Below are 18,696 nucleotides of genomic sequence, written 5' to 3'. Positions count from 1 at the left end.
AATATTTTAAAATTATTTCGCAATATATTTGGAGGGTAATTCAGAATGTTGTACTTTTACGGGGCTTTTGAGACAATCACTTAGAAGCAATAAATTTTTTTTCATCATTTGTGTTTTTAGAATCGTACCTCGTGTACGATTCTTTTTTTATGCCTCGTAAGCAATCAACAAATTGATAAAGTAAGAATATGTAATCCGACCTTCTTGCTGATTTGACTTCAAGAACAAGTCATTCGTAATTCCGAAAACATCGCTTAGCAAACCATCATATCTTTTATAAAAATTAAGATCATTCAATCTGTCTCTCTTCATCTTTTCAGAATATTGCGAAAGAACTTGTTTTACAAATCCTGGATTTTTAATTGCTAAATTTCTCAACAAGCTTTTCAAAACATAAAGTTGTGCGCTGTAATTCAAATCCAAGTTTTGAGAGTTCTTAGCACAAAGGAAAGCAATGAAACTAGCTTCTTGTTCTCTAGCGTAACCAAGCTGATGGGACATCTCGTGTGCGAGCGTAAATGGCAACTGTGTAGATGGTAAATTCGGGTTGAATTGTGCCTCGGCAGTAAAAGGATTGTAATAGCCCAAAATACCTGTGTAATTCATTATTTTATTATATAGACTTGGTTTCACAGATAAAGTCTGAATTGGTGCCTTTGACGTTATTAATAAAGGTAATTGTGTCTGTTGATGTAGAATTTCTTTTTTGATTGCATTAATGTCATTAACCAAGAAAATTCCATTTTTGTTTTCTGAGACTTTCTCTCTGGTTGCTTTACAAAGATTGAGATATTTGATGGTTAAAGTTTTTAAGTCTTGATCTGTAATCTCTCTCTTCTGGAATTTATCTATTATCGGTCTCTGAAAGTAAAGCATTCCCCAAAAGCACTGATAGATGAAATATGAAATGTTCAGTAAAAGAAAAACGCGTCTTAAATCTGCGTTTTTTCGCTTCTTTAAAATGATAAAAATAGAGTAGAGTAGAAATAGTATTACCAAAGTGTAAATGACATCACCTACCGAAGATCCAAGCTTAGAAAATATAAGGATGTGAAGACTTTTTTTCCATTCAAACAGATTCGAAAAATACTGAATGGCGACGTCTAATTTGGATAATATATAGAATAACAAAAATTGGGCAACCAAAACGATTGCCCAATATTTATTTTTAAAAAAGATATTCTTTTTAGTGTCCTCCACCAGATACTTTTTCTTTGTCAAGATCGATGCCTTGCGTTTTTAAAATTTGGGTTACTCTCCACGCATAGAATGCAAGATAGGCAAAACAAGCCACACCTACAACATAACTCGCCTGGATCGTTGTAACATCTGCGACATAACCTTGAAGTAAACTAATGAATCCACCTCCCATAATCATCATAATTAAGAAACTACTTCCTTGGCTTGTATGCTTTCCTAATCCGCTTACGGCTAATGTGAAGATACAAGGCCAAAGCGTACTACAGAATAATCCAACACTTGTAAATGCATAAACACTGATCATTCCGTCAGTCGTCATTCCGATCGCTAGAGCAATAATTCCTAATGCAGAAAATAACAATAGCATTCTTGCAGGATTTCCTTTGCTCGCCATATCAGCACCGATCAATACCAAGATAATTAACCCGTAAATATAGAAAGGCGTCAAGTCGTGTTTTGCAATCGCATTCACCAACAAGAAGACACCGAAAGCTAAATAAGGCGCTATAAAACGCAAAATCTTCTGCCAGTTCATATTATCTGTAAAAGCTTCTACAGCACCGGTCCATCTACCGATCATCAAACTAGCCCAGTAAAGTGAAATGTATGGCGCTACGTCTTTGGTTAGAAATCCTAGGTTTTTCTCCATATAAGCTGGCAAGTTACTAGCGGTAGAAACTTCTACACCTACGTAAACGAAAATGGCGATCATCCCTAAAATCAATTGTGGATATTTCAAAGCTGAACTTCTAGAAGAACTTGCTTCCTCGTCAGATTCTACAATCGCCGCTGGTTTGTCTGGAATAGATGAGAATTTAAGGAAAATAGCAACTAGTAAAAACACTGCTCCCAGAATTAGATACGGTATTTTTACACTTTCAATGCTCATATGCGTATTAGTTGAACTTGCAGATCCAAAAATGGCAAAACTAACAATCAATGGTCCAATGGTGGTTCCAAGATTGTTGATTCCGCCTGCTAATGTCAATCTTTGAGATCCCGTTTTGACAGGTCCAAGTGCGATTGCCAATGGATTTGCAACAGTTTGCTGTAAAGAGAATCCCAACGCAACGATGAACAATCCCGATAGCATCAAAGGAAAAGATTTCAAATTGGCGGCCGGATAGAAAAGCAAAGTTCCCAATGCAGAAATTCCCAGTCCAAGTGCCAGGGCATTTTTGTAACCAATTCTGTTGATCAAATCTCCTTTTGTCAAGTACGAAATCAATAAGTAAATTAATGATCCCACGGTGTAGGCGATGTAAAATGCCAAAGAAACTAGCTGACTTTGTAATTGAGACAAATCAAACGCTTCCTTGAAAACAGGAATCAGGATGTCGTTACTGGCCGCAACAAATCCCCAGAAGAAAAAAACTGTAATCAGTGGGATAAATTGTCCCCAGTTGGTTTTTTGTGGTGTCATTATGAATTATTTGTTAATTTAAGGTTATATATTATAAAAACAAATGTAAGTAAAAAGTCTTATTAGTAGAATAATTATTTTAATTTCTCAATTAGAGACAATCGCATCTCTTCGTGCGCTTTTTCCTTAAGATCTTTCAGTGGCAAATCTGGCATTAGAATATCATTGAAAAAAACATCTACTCTGCCAGGGAAACCTTTTTTGTTATCAAACGGGAACATTTCTTTCAAACCTTTGAAGGTATAAACTGCAATAGGAAATTTGTGTTTGGTGGAAAGGATGAAAGCACCATCTTTGAATTGGTCAAGGATAATACTCGTGTCATCCGGAACACCTCCTTCGGGGAAGATCACAACGCTTTGTCCTTCATTCATCCGTTCTGCGCATCTGCGGTAAACATCGGCTCGGCTTCTGGCGCTTCTCCTGTCTACCATCACGCAGACTCTTCTGTAAACTGTTCCGAAAATCGGGATTTTTTCGATCTCCTTTTTTCCAACGTAGCAAAGTGGATGATTTGGGAAAAGGATGCAAGGCAACATCACATCCATAATAGAAGTATGATTGGAAATGATGACGTAAGCCTGATTTTTATCGATTTTTTTGGTAGTTTCCTTAATGAGCCTGTATCGGAAACCCATTCCGAAAAACATTCCCATTGCCCAAAGACGGATGAAAAAGTAACAGTATTTATAATGCTCTTTTCGGAAAGATAAGATATAGACAGGAAGAAAAAAGATCAATGTAAAAACGGTTCCCAGAATTACCATCCAAAATCGCCACAGATAAACCAAAAAAACCTTCATCCAATATTGTATTTAATTCAAAAATATGGTTTTATCCGTTAAATATCACTTTTTTCTTCACCGAATAATTCAGCAACGAGACGAACACGATGGAAGCAATTTTACTCATCATTTCCTGAGACAATACATAAATCCCCAGATCGACCGCGTTTTTGAAAACATAATGATATAAGATTTGAAACAAAATCAAACTGATAAAAGTAGAAACCACCGAAACAGAAATGAAATAGGCGAACTCTTTTCGCTTGGAATGCTTCCCCCTCTCAAAAACAAACCAGATACTCAGGAAATAATTGGTGATGATTCCACAGCTTGTAGATAATATATTACTGAAAGGATATTTGATTCCGTATAGATTATACTCGCTTGCAAAAACCTTTGGGAGATTCACGCTGAAGATTTTAAAACTTCCAATTTCTACAATGGCGCTGAGTCCACCTGCGATGATGAAAAATAGGATTTGCTTATGACGAAGTAGTAATTGTTTCATTCTATTTGCAAATTTATACGAATTGTTAAATGTTTTAAAATAATAGTTAAATTATTTTTTTGTGTTGAAAATATTTTTACATTTATTTAATATTAAATATTTCACAGATAATTATATATACTTCACTATTATTCGAAGATTTATTTATCGATTCACGAAATATCTTAATTTAAAATGGAGAACCTGGCTTGCAGATCACTTGCCGGGATATTTTTTCGGCTTTTTTCAGACACCTATCTCACAAAATAATAAATTAAAAAATGAAAAACTCTAACAGACCTTACAGAAAATTTCTGCCTCAGCAAAAAAAGATTGAGGAGTTGGAAAAGAGTAATTCCAGATTCAAAAGAATCTATTCAGAATATGAATTGATGTCCGATGAACTTTGGGATCTTGAAAGTAGCGAGAGCACAGAAAGCGTTCCCGACGATTTCATCAATGCCATCAAATTACAAACATCTTATCTCGAAGAAGAAATTGAAGATTGGCTGGTACAAGACGCGCAATCAACATAATTATCACAAAATCTTCCCAAAAAATATTACATTAGCATCTTAAAACATATTATATGATTGCTATTGTTGACGGAGGCTCTACCAAATGCGACTGGGTTATCCTGGAAAATGATGGTACAGAAGTACTCAAGACAGAAACCATCGGTTTCAATCCCAATATCATAAAACCTGAATTGATTGCGCCCGAACTGGAAAAAAATCAAGCGCTCACAAAATTCCACGATTACTTAGAAAATATTTTCTTTTACGGCTCAGGATGCGGAACGCCTGAGAACAGACTCATTGTAGAAAGAGAAATCCAAAAGGTTTTTCCTAATGCGCAAGTCAATATCAGAGAAGATCTGTTGGCGGCGGCTTATGCCGCTTACCGAGGTGTTCCGGCAATCGTCTGTATTCTTGGAACAGGTTCCAACGCCTGCTATTTCGACGGTGAAAAAGTCAAAACAGAATTACCGTCACTTGGTTTCCTCATTGGCGACGAAGGTAGCGGAAGCGCTCTTGGAAAGCAATTGGTGCGTCATTATTTTATGAAAAAACTACCGCCAGATTTGCATCAACAGTTTACTGAGATTTATCAGTTGAATATTGATGATCTTCTCAAAAATATGTATCACAATCCTCGTGCGAACGCTTATATGGCAGATTTTACACGCTTCATTGTCGATAGAAAAACGCATCCGTATTTTCAGAATTTCATCTACAAAGAACTCAAGAATTTCCTTGAGTTTCAGGTGATGCCGTACGAAGAGTGCCGAGATTGCGAAGTCAATTTCATAGGTTCGATTGCTTATTTTTTCGAAGATTCACTTCGCGCCGTAGCGTCGGATTTCCATTTCAAAATCGGCACTGTTGTCCAAAAACCAATAGAAAGTCTGGTGAATTATCATCGTGACTATATCATTCCAAAGCTTTAACTTTGCATCAATGTTTGGGCGTATCCCTTTGCCCCGATGAAAAATCGGGACAAGCGGGTCGGTCTACGGGCAGTCGCTTCCCGATAAAAACTTTGCAAAGTTTCTATCGGGAGAGCTCCAACAATGCCCTCCGCCCTTACGCAACCAGATTCGTAATAAAAACCTGTGAGTCAATGTTTTTAAAATTTGATTCACTCAAAAGAAATTAAAAATGTCAAAAAATTCAAGAGATCAAATCGCTTTCGACAAGGCCGCTTTAGATTATCACAGTCAGGAACCAAAAGGTAAGATCGAGGTCATTCCTTCAAAACCGCATTCATCACAAAGAGATCTTTCGCTAGCCTATTCTCCAGGCGTTGCTGTGCCTTGTATGGCAATCCACGATGATCCTCAAAAAGTTTACGAATATACATCCAAAGGAAATCTTGTTGCCGTAATCTCCAACGGAACAGCTGTTTTAGGTTTAGGCGACATTGGTCCAGAAGCTTCAAAACCGGTGATGGAGGGGAAAGGTTTGCTCTTCAAGATTTTTGCTGGCATTAATGTTTTTGATATTGAGATCAACGAGAAAGATCCGGACAAATTCATCGAAACGGTAAAAGCAATTGCGCCAACGTTCGGAGGAATTAATCTTGAAGATATCAAAGCGCCGGAAGCTTTTTATATAGAGCAAAGACTGAAAGAAGAATTGGACATTCCACTGATGCACGATGATCAGCACGGAACAGCAATTATCTCTGCGGCCGCTTTGATCAACGCTTTGGAAATTGCAGGAAAGAAAATCGGGGAAGTGAAAATGGTGATCAATGGAGCAGGAGCTGCAGCTGTGGCTTGTGCTAAATTGTACATTTCATTAGGACTTGATCCAAAAAATATCTTGATGTGTGACAGCAAAGGGGTCATCAATCATAAAAGAGAAAACTTAACGCCAGAAAAATTAGACTTTATTGCCCAAACGGATCTTTCGACTTTGGAAGATGCTTTGAAAGGTTCTGATGTTTTCATCGGTTTGTCAAAAGGTAATGTGATGTCTCCAGAGATGTTATTGTCTATGGCAGAAAATCCAATCGTTTTTGCTCTGGCAAATCCAGATCCTGAGATCAGTTATGATTTGGCATTGGCAACAAGACCAGATGTGATGATGGCAACCGGAAGAAGTGATTATCCTAATCAGGTGAACAATGTTCTTGGTTTTCCATATATTTTCCGTGGCGCATTGGACGTTCAGGCAAGAGGAATCAACGAAGCAATGAAGTTGGCAGCAGTTTATGCTTTGGCAGAAATTGCAAAAGAACCGGTTCCTGAAATGGTAAAACTGGCTTATAACGTAACGAATATGAGTTTCGGGAAAGAATATTTTATCCCAAAACCATTTGATAATAGATTGATCACAAAAGTTTCTATCGCTGTTGCAAAAGCGGCAATGGAAAGCGGAATAGCTGGAAAACCTATCGAGGATTTCGAAGCTTACGAAAATCAATTGCTGGACAGAATGGGACGAGATGAAAAACTTGTCCGAATGATGCAAAACCGCGCCAAAGCCAACCCGAAAAGAGTAACGCTTGGAAATGGTGAAGAATACAACATTCTGAAAGCAGCGCAAATTCTTCAAGAAGAAGGGATTGCTTACCCAAGTTTGTTGGGAAGTAAAAAACTCATCAAAGAAAGAATGGAGGAATTTGGTATAGACCTAGATATTCCAATCATTGATCCGAATGATGACGAGAACAAAGAAACGCGTAAAAAATATAGAGAAACGCTTTGGAATAAAAGAAACCGAAAAGGAATCAACGAGTACAAAGCAAAACGCTATGTAAGACAACGTGATTACTTCGGTCCGTTGATGCTGGAACACGGTGATACAGATGCTTTGATCGTTGGTTTTTCCAAGAGTTATTCATCCATCCTAAAACCTATTTTGGAGATTATTCCTAAAAAGCAAGGCGTGAACAAAGTAGCCGCGATGATGATGATCTTGACGGAAAAGAAACCATTGTTCTTCGCAGATACTTCCATTAATAAAAATCCTTCCGCAGAAGATCTGGTTGATATTGCAAAAATGGCAGAAATCACTGTTAAGTCTTTCGCCATCGAACCAAGAATTGCAATGTTGGGTTACGAGAATTTCTCAGCGAAAGCCGATTCTTCCAAAAAAGTGGCAGAAGCCGTAAAAATTCTTCACACAAAATATCCGAAGATGATCGTAGATGGTGAGATTCAGCCAGATTTTGCTTTGAACAGCGATCACTTGGCAGATTATCCATTCTCAAAATTAGGAACCAACCCGGCCAATGTTTTGGTTTTCCCAAATCTTGAAAGTGCGAATCTTTCTTATAAAATCATCAGAGGAATGAAAGCGGCTCAAACCATCGGGCCAATCTTGATGGGATTGGATCAGCCGGTTCACGTTCTTCAAATGAGATCGAGTGTGGACGAGATTGTCAATCTTGCTACGATTGCAGTTCTGGATGCACAGACGAAGGAGAAAAAATAAAATTTTTTTAAGACAGAATAAAAAGCCATTTTAGTAAACTAAGATGGCTTTTTTTGTTTTAGTATTTCTATATTAGTCTTTTCGATATTCATTTTTAAAATTGAAATATGAGTAAAGCCAGATTTGTTTTCTTGATGTTTATTTTGATAAGTAATTTTTTCAATGCTCAGAAGAAATTCTATGGATCTTTGGAAGAGGCGTTCAAAGATCCTCTGAAGGTCAAACAATTATCAATTTCTGATGACGAAAATATTGTAGAACTTCCCGAATCTATTGATCAATTGGTTAATTTGGAGACTCTGATTATTGCCTTTAATCCAAAATTAAAAAGACTTCCGGAATCAATTGGTCGTTTGCAAAATTTGAGAACGCTCAAAATCGTGGATAATAAATCACTTTCCAAAATTCCCAACTCTATTACTGATTTAAAAAATCTCGAAGAACTCGCCTTCGACCGCTGTAGATTCAACGAATTGCCCAAGGATATTGGAAAATTGACCAATTTGAACGATGTTTATTTCACTGGAAACAATTTGAAAACGTTGCCTGCCTCTTTCTCAAACCTTAAAAATTTGGAAGATCTGTTTCTCGATCATAATCAGTTTGAGGAAATACCTGCAGAAATTGCGAACCTTAAAAAATTGAAGCGGATCAACCTCAATAATAACAAAGTCAAGACGATTCCAAATTTCATTTACGATCTGCCAAACTTGTGGGGTTTGTTTTTGGAAAATAATCAGATTGAGAAAATTGCTCCAGAATTAAATCGATTGAAAAGTTTGAAAGTGCTTGGCTTGGAAAACAACAAGATTTCTTCGTTCAATTTAGACCTTTCGAATTTGGTTTTATTACAAACAATCGACCTAACCAAAAATCCTATTTCGCAAGAAGAGCTGGAAGTTGCCAGAGCAAAATTGGTTTATGGGAAAATTTATTTTAATAAAAATTAAGTTTACTTGCTTTTAATTTTAACATAAAAGCAAATTCTATTTTATTCAAATATCCGGAAAATGCTTATTTCAAAATCAGGACAAACGGAAAAGATTAAAATTATTAAAGAAATATTGATAAAAAGCCATTTTAGTTGTTAAGATGGCTTTTATCTTTAAGTTAATTTATATCTTCGCAAAACCCTAATTTTTGTATTTCAATGATTTATTCTATAAGAGGTTTGGTTCAAGAACTCACGCCTACATTTGCCGTTATCGAGGCCAATGGAATCGGATATTATGTAAGTCTAAGCTTGCAAACATCCCAAAATCTAAAACTAAATTCTGAGGTTTTTCTTTTCATCCAGCAGATCATTCGCGAGGATGCACATCTTCTTTTCGGATTTTTCAGCAAGGAGGAAAAAGAGATGTTCAACCTGTTAATAAGTGTTAACGGCGTTGGGCCTGTCTCAGCCTTGATATTACTGTCTTCACTCAGCTTGTCGGAGGCTTCAAATGCAATTCTTTCTGGCAACAGCGGACTCATTCAAAAAGTGAAGGGAATAGGTGTGAAAACTGCAGAGCGGATTATCATCGATCTTCGTGATAAGGTTGGTGCATTCAGTATTTCCGATGAAAAACTTTCTAATTTGGTAAACAATAAAATAAAGAATGAGGCGTTATCTGCTTTAGAAGTTTTAGGGATTTCCAAGAAAGTGAGTGAGAAGATTGCGGACAGAATATTGAAGCAAAATCCGGAAGTTTCTATAGAAGAATTAGTGAAAGAGATTTTAAAAAACATTTAACATTTGATGGTTCAATATCATCAATTTCTTAAAAAAATATAAGTGAAGAAAAATATTTACCTTTATAAATTAGCCCTTCTTTTTTTAGTATTTATAGGTTTTACCAACGTTTTTGCACAAGAAAAACCAGCTGACAGTTTAGTAAGTGTCAGAAAAGATTTCAGTCTTGCAGATCCAATCCGTTACGATGCGTTTTACGATATCGGGACGGGAATGTACTATCTATATCCGAAAGTTGGGAACACTGTTGTTGGCTCACCGATCGCAATGACTTTTGAAGAATACAAAGAGTATGTAATGACAAACAATCTTCGTGCCTATTACGAAGAAAAGTCTTTGCTTAATGATCTCGGAAGACGTAAAGATCAGACAGATGCCAAGAAGAAAGGGCTTTTGCCGGCGATCACAATCAAAAACAAAATGTTCGAAAATGTTTTTGGTGGTAATAAGATTGAGTTGATTCCGCAAGGTTTTGCCTCATTTGATCTTGGCGGACTTTACCAGAAGATAGACAATCCGCTTGTCCTTCCTCAAAACAGAACCAGCTTTGCAATCAATATCCAACAGAGAATCCAGTTGGGAATCACAGGGAAAGTTGGGGAGAACCTTCAGTTGAAAGCCAATTATGACACCCAAAGTGGATTTGCATTTGAAAACCGTATGAATATGGTTTGGCAACAAAAAGGGACTTGGAAAGATCTGATGAACAAAGGTCTCAATGAAAAAGGAAACGATCCGGAAGATAAAATCATCAAAAGGGTGGAAGTTGGTAATATTAATATGCCTTTGTCTACAAGTTTGATTCGCGGTTCCGAATCTCTATTCGGTCTCAAAACAGAGTTCCAGTTGGGTAAAACGACGGGAACTTTAGTCTTTTCTCAACAGCAAGGTGAGGCAAAAACCATCGTTGCTCAAGGTGGCGGAACAATGAATACTTTCAAAGTAAACGCTTATGATTACGAAGACAATCAACACTTTTTCTTAGGGAAATATTTCTTGGACAACTACGATACTGCGTTGGCCAATTATCCATTGATCAGTTCCAGAGTTAATATCACAAGATTAGAAGTTTGGGTTATGGATCAAGGAGGAGCCAACTTGGAAACTCAGAAACCAATTGTCGGAATTCGAGATTTGGGTGAGCAAGATGGATCAATACCGAACAATACCAACCAAGGTTTATATGGTGCAATATCTAGCACATTAGGCTCTGATAGGATAAGTGTTTCACCTCCAGAGTTATTAACTGGAAATAATTTTCCAGGCAATCCTCAAGCCTATAGAAATGGAGAGGAATTCGTATCTGCTACAAAAGCAAGAAGATTAACCAGCTCCGAATTCAAATATAACACACAGCTAGGTTACGTTTCATTAAATCAAAGATTGAATGACGGACAATTATTAGCTGTTTCTTACTCTTATACACTGAATGGATCTAATCAAGTTTACAAAGTCGGAGAATTTGCTGAAGAAAATGCTGTAGTAATCACTAAACTATTAAGGTCAAATTCTATTGTAACACCGGGGCCAACCTCGCCAATGTGGGAATTGATGATGAAGAATATCTATTCTCTTAATACAAGTCAGATCCAACCACAGGATTTCTTATTAAACGTTTATTATAGGGATCCAAATTCTGGAGGTAAAGTCAATTATTTACCAGGAGCACAGTATACTGATGGTAGATTACCAGATACCAATTTGTTAAGAGTATTCAATTGGGATCGTTTAAATATTAACAATGATGAACAAGTCAATGCGCAGGGAGAAAGAGGAGACGGTGTTTTCGATTTCGTTAACGGTATTACTGTAGATGCAGAGAATGGAAAATTAATATTTACCAAAGCAAAACCTTTTGGAAGTTATCTAGATGGTATTTTGGCAAATGCTGATAAGTCAAAATATGTTTTTAATGACATTTATGACAAGCAAAAAAATCCTCAATCAGATGTTCCATTACGATATACAATTGAGGGTCGGTATAAAGGAGTTCAAGGACAAGGGATTTCTCTTGGCGCCATCAACGTTCCGCAGGGTTCTGTAAAAGTAACTGCAAACGGAGCACAGCTGGTAGAAGGTGTAGATTACACCGTGGATTATATGACAGGAACTGTTAATATAATTAATGAAACTGTAAAACAATCCGGACAAGCGATTAATATTTCCTTAGAAAATCAATTGACATTCAATACGCAGAGAAAAAGTTTCTGGGGATTGAACTTGGAGAGAAAATTCAATGAGCATTTGATGGTTGGTGCAACCGTTGTCAACTATACAGAAAGGCCACTGACTCAAAAAGTGAATTACGGACAAGAGGCTGTGAGCAACACAATGGCCGGATTCAATATGATGTACAATAATGAATTGCCATTTTTGACAAGATTGACAGACAAAATCCCATTTGTCAATACAGAAGCACCTTCAAATTTGAACTTCAAAGCGGAAGGCGCGTACTTGATTCCAGGACAAAGCAACGGGATCAATGACCAATCTTACATTGATGATTTTGAGCAGACCACTTCCAAAATTTCTTTGAAAGAACCGGCAATGTGGAGCATCGCTTCCAGACCAGAAAAAAATCTTAATGATGTCATCTTCCCGATGAACATTGAGAATAACAACCTTAGAAATGGTTTTGGTAGAGGACTTTTGTCTTGGTACACCATTGACCCGAGATTCTACGGTGTTGGTGGTGGTGCGCCAAATGGAATTAATGCGCAGGCACTTTCCAATCACGCTTCCAGAAGAGTGGAGATGAGGGAGCTTTTCAACAGCAGAGATTATGTGGCGGGTGAGCAGACGATTCTTAACACATTCGACATCACTTATTATCCAGAACAAAGAGGACCATACAACGTAAATCCTAGCACAGAACCATTATCCAACAGATGGGCTGGTTTGATGAGACCAATTTCTGTGACCAACTTCGTAACCTCTAATATAGATTACGTAGAATTCTGGATGATGGATCCAAGAGCAGATGGTAATACATTAGGTCCAGATCCTAAACTTTTGCTTCATCTAGGAAACGTTTCCGAAGATGTTCTGAAAGATGGTAAACTTCAATATGAAAACGGATTGCCAACTGGAACTACACCTACGAATACTTCAACTACAAACTGGGGAGTTCAGCCAAGTCAATTTCCGATTCTTTATGCCTTCTCCACAGAAGGTGATGAGAGAGCACAGCAGGATTTGGGTTATGATGGGATGAATGGAACGCAGGAGCAGGAAAGATTCGGAGTTGATTTTGTGAATCCAGTGACCAATGAGTTGGATCCGGCTTCGGACAACTTTGTATTTTATATGTCTGATCAGTTCCAAGGTGATCTTGCTTCATCTTTGACAGAGCGTTACAGATATTTCCGAAACCCAGAAGGCAACTCAGCGGCCAACTCTATGGAGGTGGCTTCTCAAACGCCAGATGCGGAAGATGTGAACAGAGATTACAACTTAGACTTGACGGAAAACTATAACCAATATACGATCGATCTTTCTGAAACAAGTATGGTTTTGGGTTCTAACAAAATTGTTGACGTCAAAGAAGTAGATGCGAAATTCGAAAACGGACAGACGAGAAAAGTAAAATGGTTCTTGTTCAGAATTCCTGTAGCGCAATATGATGGTGTGGGTACGGGTGATGTTGTAGAAGGCTCTAGCCAGTCTGTTCTTAATAATGTGAGATACGCAAGATTGCTAATGAAAGGTTTTGACCAAACTTCTACTTTGAGATTTGGAACTTTTGATTTGGTGAGATCTGATTGGAGAAAATATGCTAATCAAATTTCAAGTCCAGCTGTTGATGATGAAGAAGAGGGTAGTCCGCCCACAGCTCAAGATATCAATTCTAATTTTGATGTGGGAAGTGTGAACTTGGAAGAGAATGGTCGTGGGACGCCACCATATGTTTTGCCTCCAGGAATCGACAGACAAGTATTGAGCGGAAATGCTGGTGCACAAAGACAAAACGAGTCTTCGCTATATATGAAAGTTGATAAATTAAGTGGAGAAGCGAGAGGTGTTTTCAAAAATACAAGTTTGGATATGCGTCGTTACAAAAAACTACAAATGTTTGTACACGCTCAAAACATTGATCAGCCAAATATTACAAAAGATCCAAATGCCAAATTTTTCATCCGTTTTGGTAGCGATGCAGTAGATAATTATTATGAATATGAGGCATCATTAAATTATACATCGCAAAATGCAACATCGCCATTGGATATTTGGCCATCAGAAAATGAAGTTAATCTTGAGATAGAAAACTTCGTTAATGCTAAATTGAAAAGAGATGAACTCATCAGATCTGGTGGGCAAAATATTGCAGAGAGATATTTGTTTAGAGATTACGGAGATGATGAGGCCGATAAAAAGATCTATGTAAAAGGTCGTCCAAGTATTGGTAATGTTACTACCATTATGATTGGGGTTAGAAATAATGCTCCGAATGCTTTGACGAATTCTAAAACGCTTGTTCTTTGGGTCAATGAAATTCGTCTTTCCGAGATCGAGAACAAAGGTGGATATGCAGGTAACGCAAGTTTAAATTTCAACCTTGGAGATTTTGCAATGGTGAATGCCAATGCATCTTACGCATCAGTTGGATTTGGAGCGATCGACCAGAAACCATCAGAAAGATCTCAGGATGAGAATTCTGCCTTCAGTATTAATACGACTGTAAACGTTGACAAATTCTTGCCAGAGAAAGTCGGAATGAAAATTCCTGTGAACTATTCATATACACAAACGATGACAAATCCAAAATACAATCCTTTGGATAACGACATCGAATTGACGAAAGCACCAAACGAGGCAGAACTGAAAAAAGTCGTTAGTACCTACACGCAACAAAGAAGCATCGGTGTTGTGAATATGAGAAAGGACAGAATGAATCCAAATAAAAAACCGAAGTTCTACGATGTAGAAAACTTGAATGTCACGGCAATTTATAACGATGATTTCTACAGAGATGTTTACACGACGAGAAATTACAGACAATATTTGAAAGGTTATGTGGAATATAATTATACCTTCAAACCGTATGTCCTCAAACCATTCAACAAAATGGTGAGCGATACGGCAAAGTCTTACAAATATTTGAGATGGATCAAGGAAGTCAACTTCAATCCGGTTCCGACAAGATTATCTTTCAGAACAATTTTGGATAGAAATTATAATGAGTTAGAATATAGAAATGTAGATGCGCTTCTTTCAGGAAATGTGGGTGAGGATTTCGAAACCATCAGAAACAGAAACTTCTTCTTTGGATGGCAATACAGTTTAGGATTTAATTTTACTAAGTCTCTAAAACTGGAAATCAATTCCGAAACCAAAACGTTGAACGACCAGATCGATGTGAATTCTATGAACAACAAATCCATCTTCGGAAACCCGTTCCGCGCTGGTCGACCTGTTTTGTACAATCATAGAGCGCAATTAAATTACAGATTGCCGTTTGAATATTTCCCATATTTGGATTTCATCAATGCGGAAGCGAGTTATCAGTTCCAATACAATTGGAATGCAAGATCTACAGCTGTGAGAAATTTTATAAATCCAGAAACTAATCAACCTGAAAATCTTGGAAATATTTCTCAGAATACGAATGCAATCACTGCAACCTCTACAATGGATATTCCGAAGTTCTTTGGCAAATTCAATTACTTCAAGAAGATCAATGAGACTATGCAAAAGCGCCGTCAGGAAATCGACTCCTTGAATAATGTTTACAATACAGCGTTTACCAAGAAGAATAGCAGATTCAAGTTCAAATCTTACAAGTTCAAGAACAAGTTGACGCCAATCCAAGCAATTGCTTATGCATTAACATCATTCAAACAGTTGGATTTTAATTATAATGAAAGCAACGGAATTATTTTGCCAGGACTTTTATCCGCACCTAATTTCTATGGCGTGGGACAAACACTTGGCGGACCAACTATTGGATTCTTGCTTGGATCTCAAGCTGACATCAGAAGAACGGTGATAGAGAACGGTTGGGTCTCCGGATCTAATTTGATGAATGATGCTTATTCTGAACTTAACAATAGAACATTCACTGGTAATTTACAGGTTATGCCAGCGAATGACCTTAGAATAGATTTCAATGTGATGCAAAATTACAGTAGAAATTATCTTCAGGGTGGTTATAATGTTGTTGGGAATGTGTTCAATCCAGATTACCGAGGCTACAGAGATGCATTCGCCACAGAGATGATCACTTACTCCAACACAGCTTGGTCATTCAATACATCTTTCAAAGACGGCGCTGCGATTTATCAATCTATCAAAGAAAATGCATTGGCGATTTCCCAGCAGTATAATGGTGTCAGAGACGCAGATGGCTACACCGCGGGCTACTCCAGAAGCAATGCTTATGTTTTGATTCCAGCATTCCAGTCCGCGATAGAAGGGAAGTCACCAAAGAGAATGGGCAATCCGACCAAAGCAGGAATTCCTTTGCCAAACTGGAAGTTGGTTTACTCTGGACTTAGAAATTTACCGATTGTGAACAGCCAGTTCTCTAAGTTTGATATTTTACATTCCTACGTTTCTACGTTTACGATGTCTGGCATCCAATCAAGCATCGATTATTACAACAGAACTCCGGAAGATCTTAATTCCTATTATGATTCCAATGGAAACAGATACAATCCTTACACCTTTACACAAGTAGGTTATGTAGAATCTTTCTATCCATTGGTCGGTTTTGATGTGACGATGAGAAACAATATGCAGTTCCGTTTCAACTACAACAGAGACAGAACCTATATATTAGGATTGGTCAACACAACTTTGACAGAAGAGCAAGGAAACGAATTCGTAGTAGGTTACGGTTACATTTTGAAAGACTTGAAAATCCGTCTCAACTACCAAGGCAAGTCCCGCGATGTGAAGAGTGATTTGAACATCAGAGCAGATTTGTCAATGAGAGATAGCAAAACTACGATCACCAATATTTTGATCGATGACTCTCAGATCACAGGTGGACAGAAGATTTTCAGTCTTAAGCTTTCTGCAGACTACAATATGTCTCAAAACCTAAACTTGAAATTCTTCTACGATCAGATGATGACGAAGTACAAAATTTCAACCGCGTTCCCACTATCAACTCTAAGAGCAGGGATCACAGCCACACTCACATTCGGAGGAACAGGAAACTAAAAATTTGAATCGATGATTTATCATTAATCAATTATCATTCATCAATCAAAAAAAAGGGTAAGCATTTTGTTTACTCTTTTTTTTGTAATTTATTTTTATTCTATTGTTATATCTTAATTATATAATTAAATTTGCCAAAACCTAATCAAAAGAAATGAACACACCATCAGAATTAAAGTACACCAAAGACCACGAGTGGATCAAAGTTGAAGGCGACACTGCAACCATCGGAATTACAGATTATGCCCAAGGAGAATTGGGAGACATCGTTTTCGTAGATGTCGACACAGTTGACGACGATCTGAATGAAGGCGACGTATTCGGAAGTGTAGAAGCAGTGAAAACAGTTTCCGACCTTTTCCTTCCAATCCCAGGAACAGTTTTAGAAGTGAACGCCGAGTTGGAAGATCAGCCAGAACTACTCAATTCAGATCCATACGGAAAAGGCTGGATCATCAAATTGAAAGTTGCTGAAGATGCAGACTTCACCAAACTATTATCCGCAGAAGAATACCAGGAAGTTGTTGGATAATCTCATAAACAAATACAGTAAGATCACATTGCCCATTTATTGGGCATTTCTTACTTATATGCTTTTGCGTCCCGGCGTGGAGAACAAGGAGTATTTCTTTATGTTCCCACATTTGGACAAGCTCATTCACTTCACCATCTTTTTCCTGCTCGGATTTTTCTTCCGCGTCCGTTTCCCAAAAGTAAACTTACTTTACTACTTCCTTATTTTAGGTTCCTACGCATTGCTCACCGAGATTCTCCAAGACACGATGAACTGGGGTCGCTCGTTGGAATTCCTGGATGCCGTTGCCGACACTTTAGGTTTGGCACTCGCATACTATATATATAATAGGTATGTGAAATTCCAAAATAAGATCTAAAATTATTTTCACCCATATTTAAACCAACAAGATCAGCTCAATCTGTGAGAACTTATGCTGAGGTTTAAACATCCAATTACAAATTCCCGTAATTTGGGCAACTGCCAAAAAGCCATTTCTTTCCCCTCGCTATTTTTGTCACCGGGCTATCCGCTACTATCTTTTGCTTTTTTGTAATAGTTTCAACATACTATATATATATACAACCATCCTTTTTCCCAACCACATTTCCCAACCCAATCAACGAAAAAAGCAAAAGGATAACCGCTACTATCCCTGTCGCAATGGCATAAATCCGAACAGTCGCATCCGTTTAACGCTATTTAACATAATGTGGATAACTTTAAAACCTATTTTATCTTCCTGTTTTACAGTTGGTTAATTACGGTAGTTTTACACAATTGTAAACATTATGTTAAATCCATTTGCAAGTACAGCTTTTTCCACCCTATATTTGCAGAACCAAAACGAGAGAATTGGTAGCGCAGAAGCCCGGTGAGACGAAGACGAGAAGGATTTGGAACCAGCGATGGTCGATAAAAATTTCAAAAAAAGTCTTGCAGGTTAAAAAGGGAATATTTATCTTTGCAGACCCAAATCGAGAGATTGGGGAGCGCAGGAGAAGACAAAGAAAAACAGACTAAGAGACCTTTTAAAGGTTGGGAAAAAAACTTCAAAAAAGTTTTGGTGGTCTGGAAAACATTTTCTACTTTTGCAATCCCAAATCGAGAGAAGAGGGAAGCGCAGGAGACGAGTAGGGAACATATCACAACGACTTTCGAGTAACGAAAAAAAACTTTAAAAAATTTTTTTTTTGGTGGTTTCAGAAAAAAATTTTACTTTTGCACTCGCAAATCAGGGACAATGACAGATCAAGATTCCTGAGGATGCGGAAAGAACGCAGTTCATTGACATAACATATAACAACCAAATTAAGAAAACCAAAGCGTCAATTTTAAATTGAGTTTGAGTATAGGGACGAACAAACATACAATGGAGAGTTTGATCCTGGCTCAGGATGAACGCTAGCGGGAGGCCTAACACATGCAAGCCGAGCGGTAGAAG

The 18,696-nt window shown here is 37.6% G+C and carries 13 protein-coding genes and 1 rRNA gene; 10 read left to right on the top strand and 4 right to left on the bottom strand.

The window, feature by feature from the left end:
- Positions 1-147: 147 nt before the first annotated feature.
- The 4 genes from IO90_RS18095 to IO90_RS18080 form a co-directional block, all read right to left on the bottom strand.
- On the bottom strand, positions 148-1,200 hold the full coding sequence (locus IO90_RS18095; RefSeq protein ID WP_034970829.1) for a DUF3810 domain-containing protein: 1,053 nt from the start codon (positions 1,198-1,200) through the stop codon (positions 148-150).
- Positions 1,187-2,623, bottom strand: coding sequence for an MFS transporter (locus IO90_RS18090; protein WP_034970796.1), 1,437 nt, complete (start codon positions 2,621-2,623; stop codon positions 1,187-1,189). Before IO90_RS18090 ends, IO90_RS18095 begins: the two co-directional genes overlap by 14 nt.
- A 74-nt stretch (positions 2,624-2,697) precedes the next feature.
- Positions 2,698-3,426 carry a lysophospholipid acyltransferase family protein gene (locus tag IO90_RS18085; RefSeq protein ID WP_117596611.1) on the bottom strand — a complete coding sequence of 243 codons (729 nt, stop codon included), beginning with the start codon at positions 3,424-3,426 and terminating at the stop codon, positions 2,698-2,700.
- A gap of 31 nt (positions 3,427-3,457) precedes the next feature.
- Positions 3,458-3,916 (bottom strand): GtrA family protein, encoded by a 459-nt coding sequence (locus IO90_RS18080; RefSeq protein WP_034970795.1) that lies wholly within the window; start codon positions 3,914-3,916, stop codon positions 3,458-3,460.
- 260 nt (positions 3,917-4,176) lie between these two features.
- On the opposite strand from IO90_RS18080, the gene IO90_RS18075 reads away from it, so the two are divergent.
- The 10 genes from IO90_RS18075 to IO90_RS18030 all read left to right on the top strand — a co-directional run.
- Entirely contained in the window at positions 4,177-4,431 is a 255-nt protein-coding gene (locus tag IO90_RS18075) for a hypothetical protein (RefSeq protein WP_034970794.1), read from the top strand.
- Between the two features lie 53 nt (positions 4,432-4,484).
- The gene (locus IO90_RS18070; protein WP_034970793.1) at positions 4,485-5,345 is read left to right on the top strand and encodes an ATPase; all 861 of its coding nucleotides are present in this window, start codon (positions 4,485-4,487) and stop codon (positions 5,343-5,345) included.
- 211 nt (positions 5,346-5,556) lie between these two features.
- Entirely contained in the window at positions 5,557-7,839 is a 2,283-nt protein-coding gene (locus IO90_RS18065) for an NADP-dependent malic enzyme (RefSeq protein WP_034970791.1), read from the top strand.
- 107 nt (positions 7,840-7,946) lie between these two features.
- The gene (locus IO90_RS18060) at positions 7,947-8,789 is read left to right on the top strand and encodes a leucine-rich repeat domain-containing protein (protein ID WP_051878942.1); all 843 of its coding nucleotides are present in this window, start codon (positions 7,947-7,949) and stop codon (positions 8,787-8,789) included.
- Positions 8,790-8,989: 200 nt separating this feature from the next.
- Positions 8,990-9,574: a Holliday junction branch migration protein RuvA gene (ruvA, locus tag IO90_RS18055; RefSeq protein WP_034970789.1), complete on the top strand. Its 585-nt coding sequence runs from the start codon at positions 8,990-8,992 to the stop codon at positions 9,572-9,574.
- 42 nt (positions 9,575-9,616) lie between these two features.
- Complete coding sequence (sprA, locus tag IO90_RS18050) at positions 9,617-16,738, top strand: cell surface protein SprA (RefSeq protein ID WP_051878939.1); 7,122 nt, start codon at positions 9,617-9,619, stop codon at positions 16,736-16,738.
- Between the two features lie 154 nt (positions 16,739-16,892).
- The gene (gene gcvH / locus IO90_RS18045; RefSeq protein WP_034970787.1) at positions 16,893-17,270 is read left to right on the top strand and encodes a glycine cleavage system protein GcvH; all 378 of its coding nucleotides are present in this window, start codon (positions 16,893-16,895) and stop codon (positions 17,268-17,270) included.
- The gene (locus IO90_RS18040; protein ID WP_117596610.1) at positions 17,215-17,631 is read left to right on the top strand and encodes a VanZ family protein; all 417 of its coding nucleotides are present in this window, start codon (positions 17,215-17,217) and stop codon (positions 17,629-17,631) included. The genes gcvH and IO90_RS18040 overlap by 56 nt, the downstream gene beginning before the upstream one ends.
- Positions 17,632-18,216: 585 nt before the next feature.
- Positions 18,217-18,417 (top strand): hypothetical protein, encoded by a 201-nt coding sequence (locus tag IO90_RS18035; RefSeq protein WP_131450918.1) that lies wholly within the window; start codon positions 18,217-18,219, stop codon positions 18,415-18,417.
- A gap of 204 nt (positions 18,418-18,621) precedes the next feature.
- Positions 18,622-18,696 (top strand): 16S ribosomal RNA (locus tag IO90_RS18030); the annotation flags it as partial.

This window comes from Chryseobacterium sp. FH1 (assembly GCF_000735135.1).
GTDB lineage: Bacteria > Bacteroidota > Bacteroidia > Flavobacteriales > Weeksellaceae > Epilithonimonas.
This window is presented reverse-complemented; position numbering and strand designations above follow the sequence as displayed.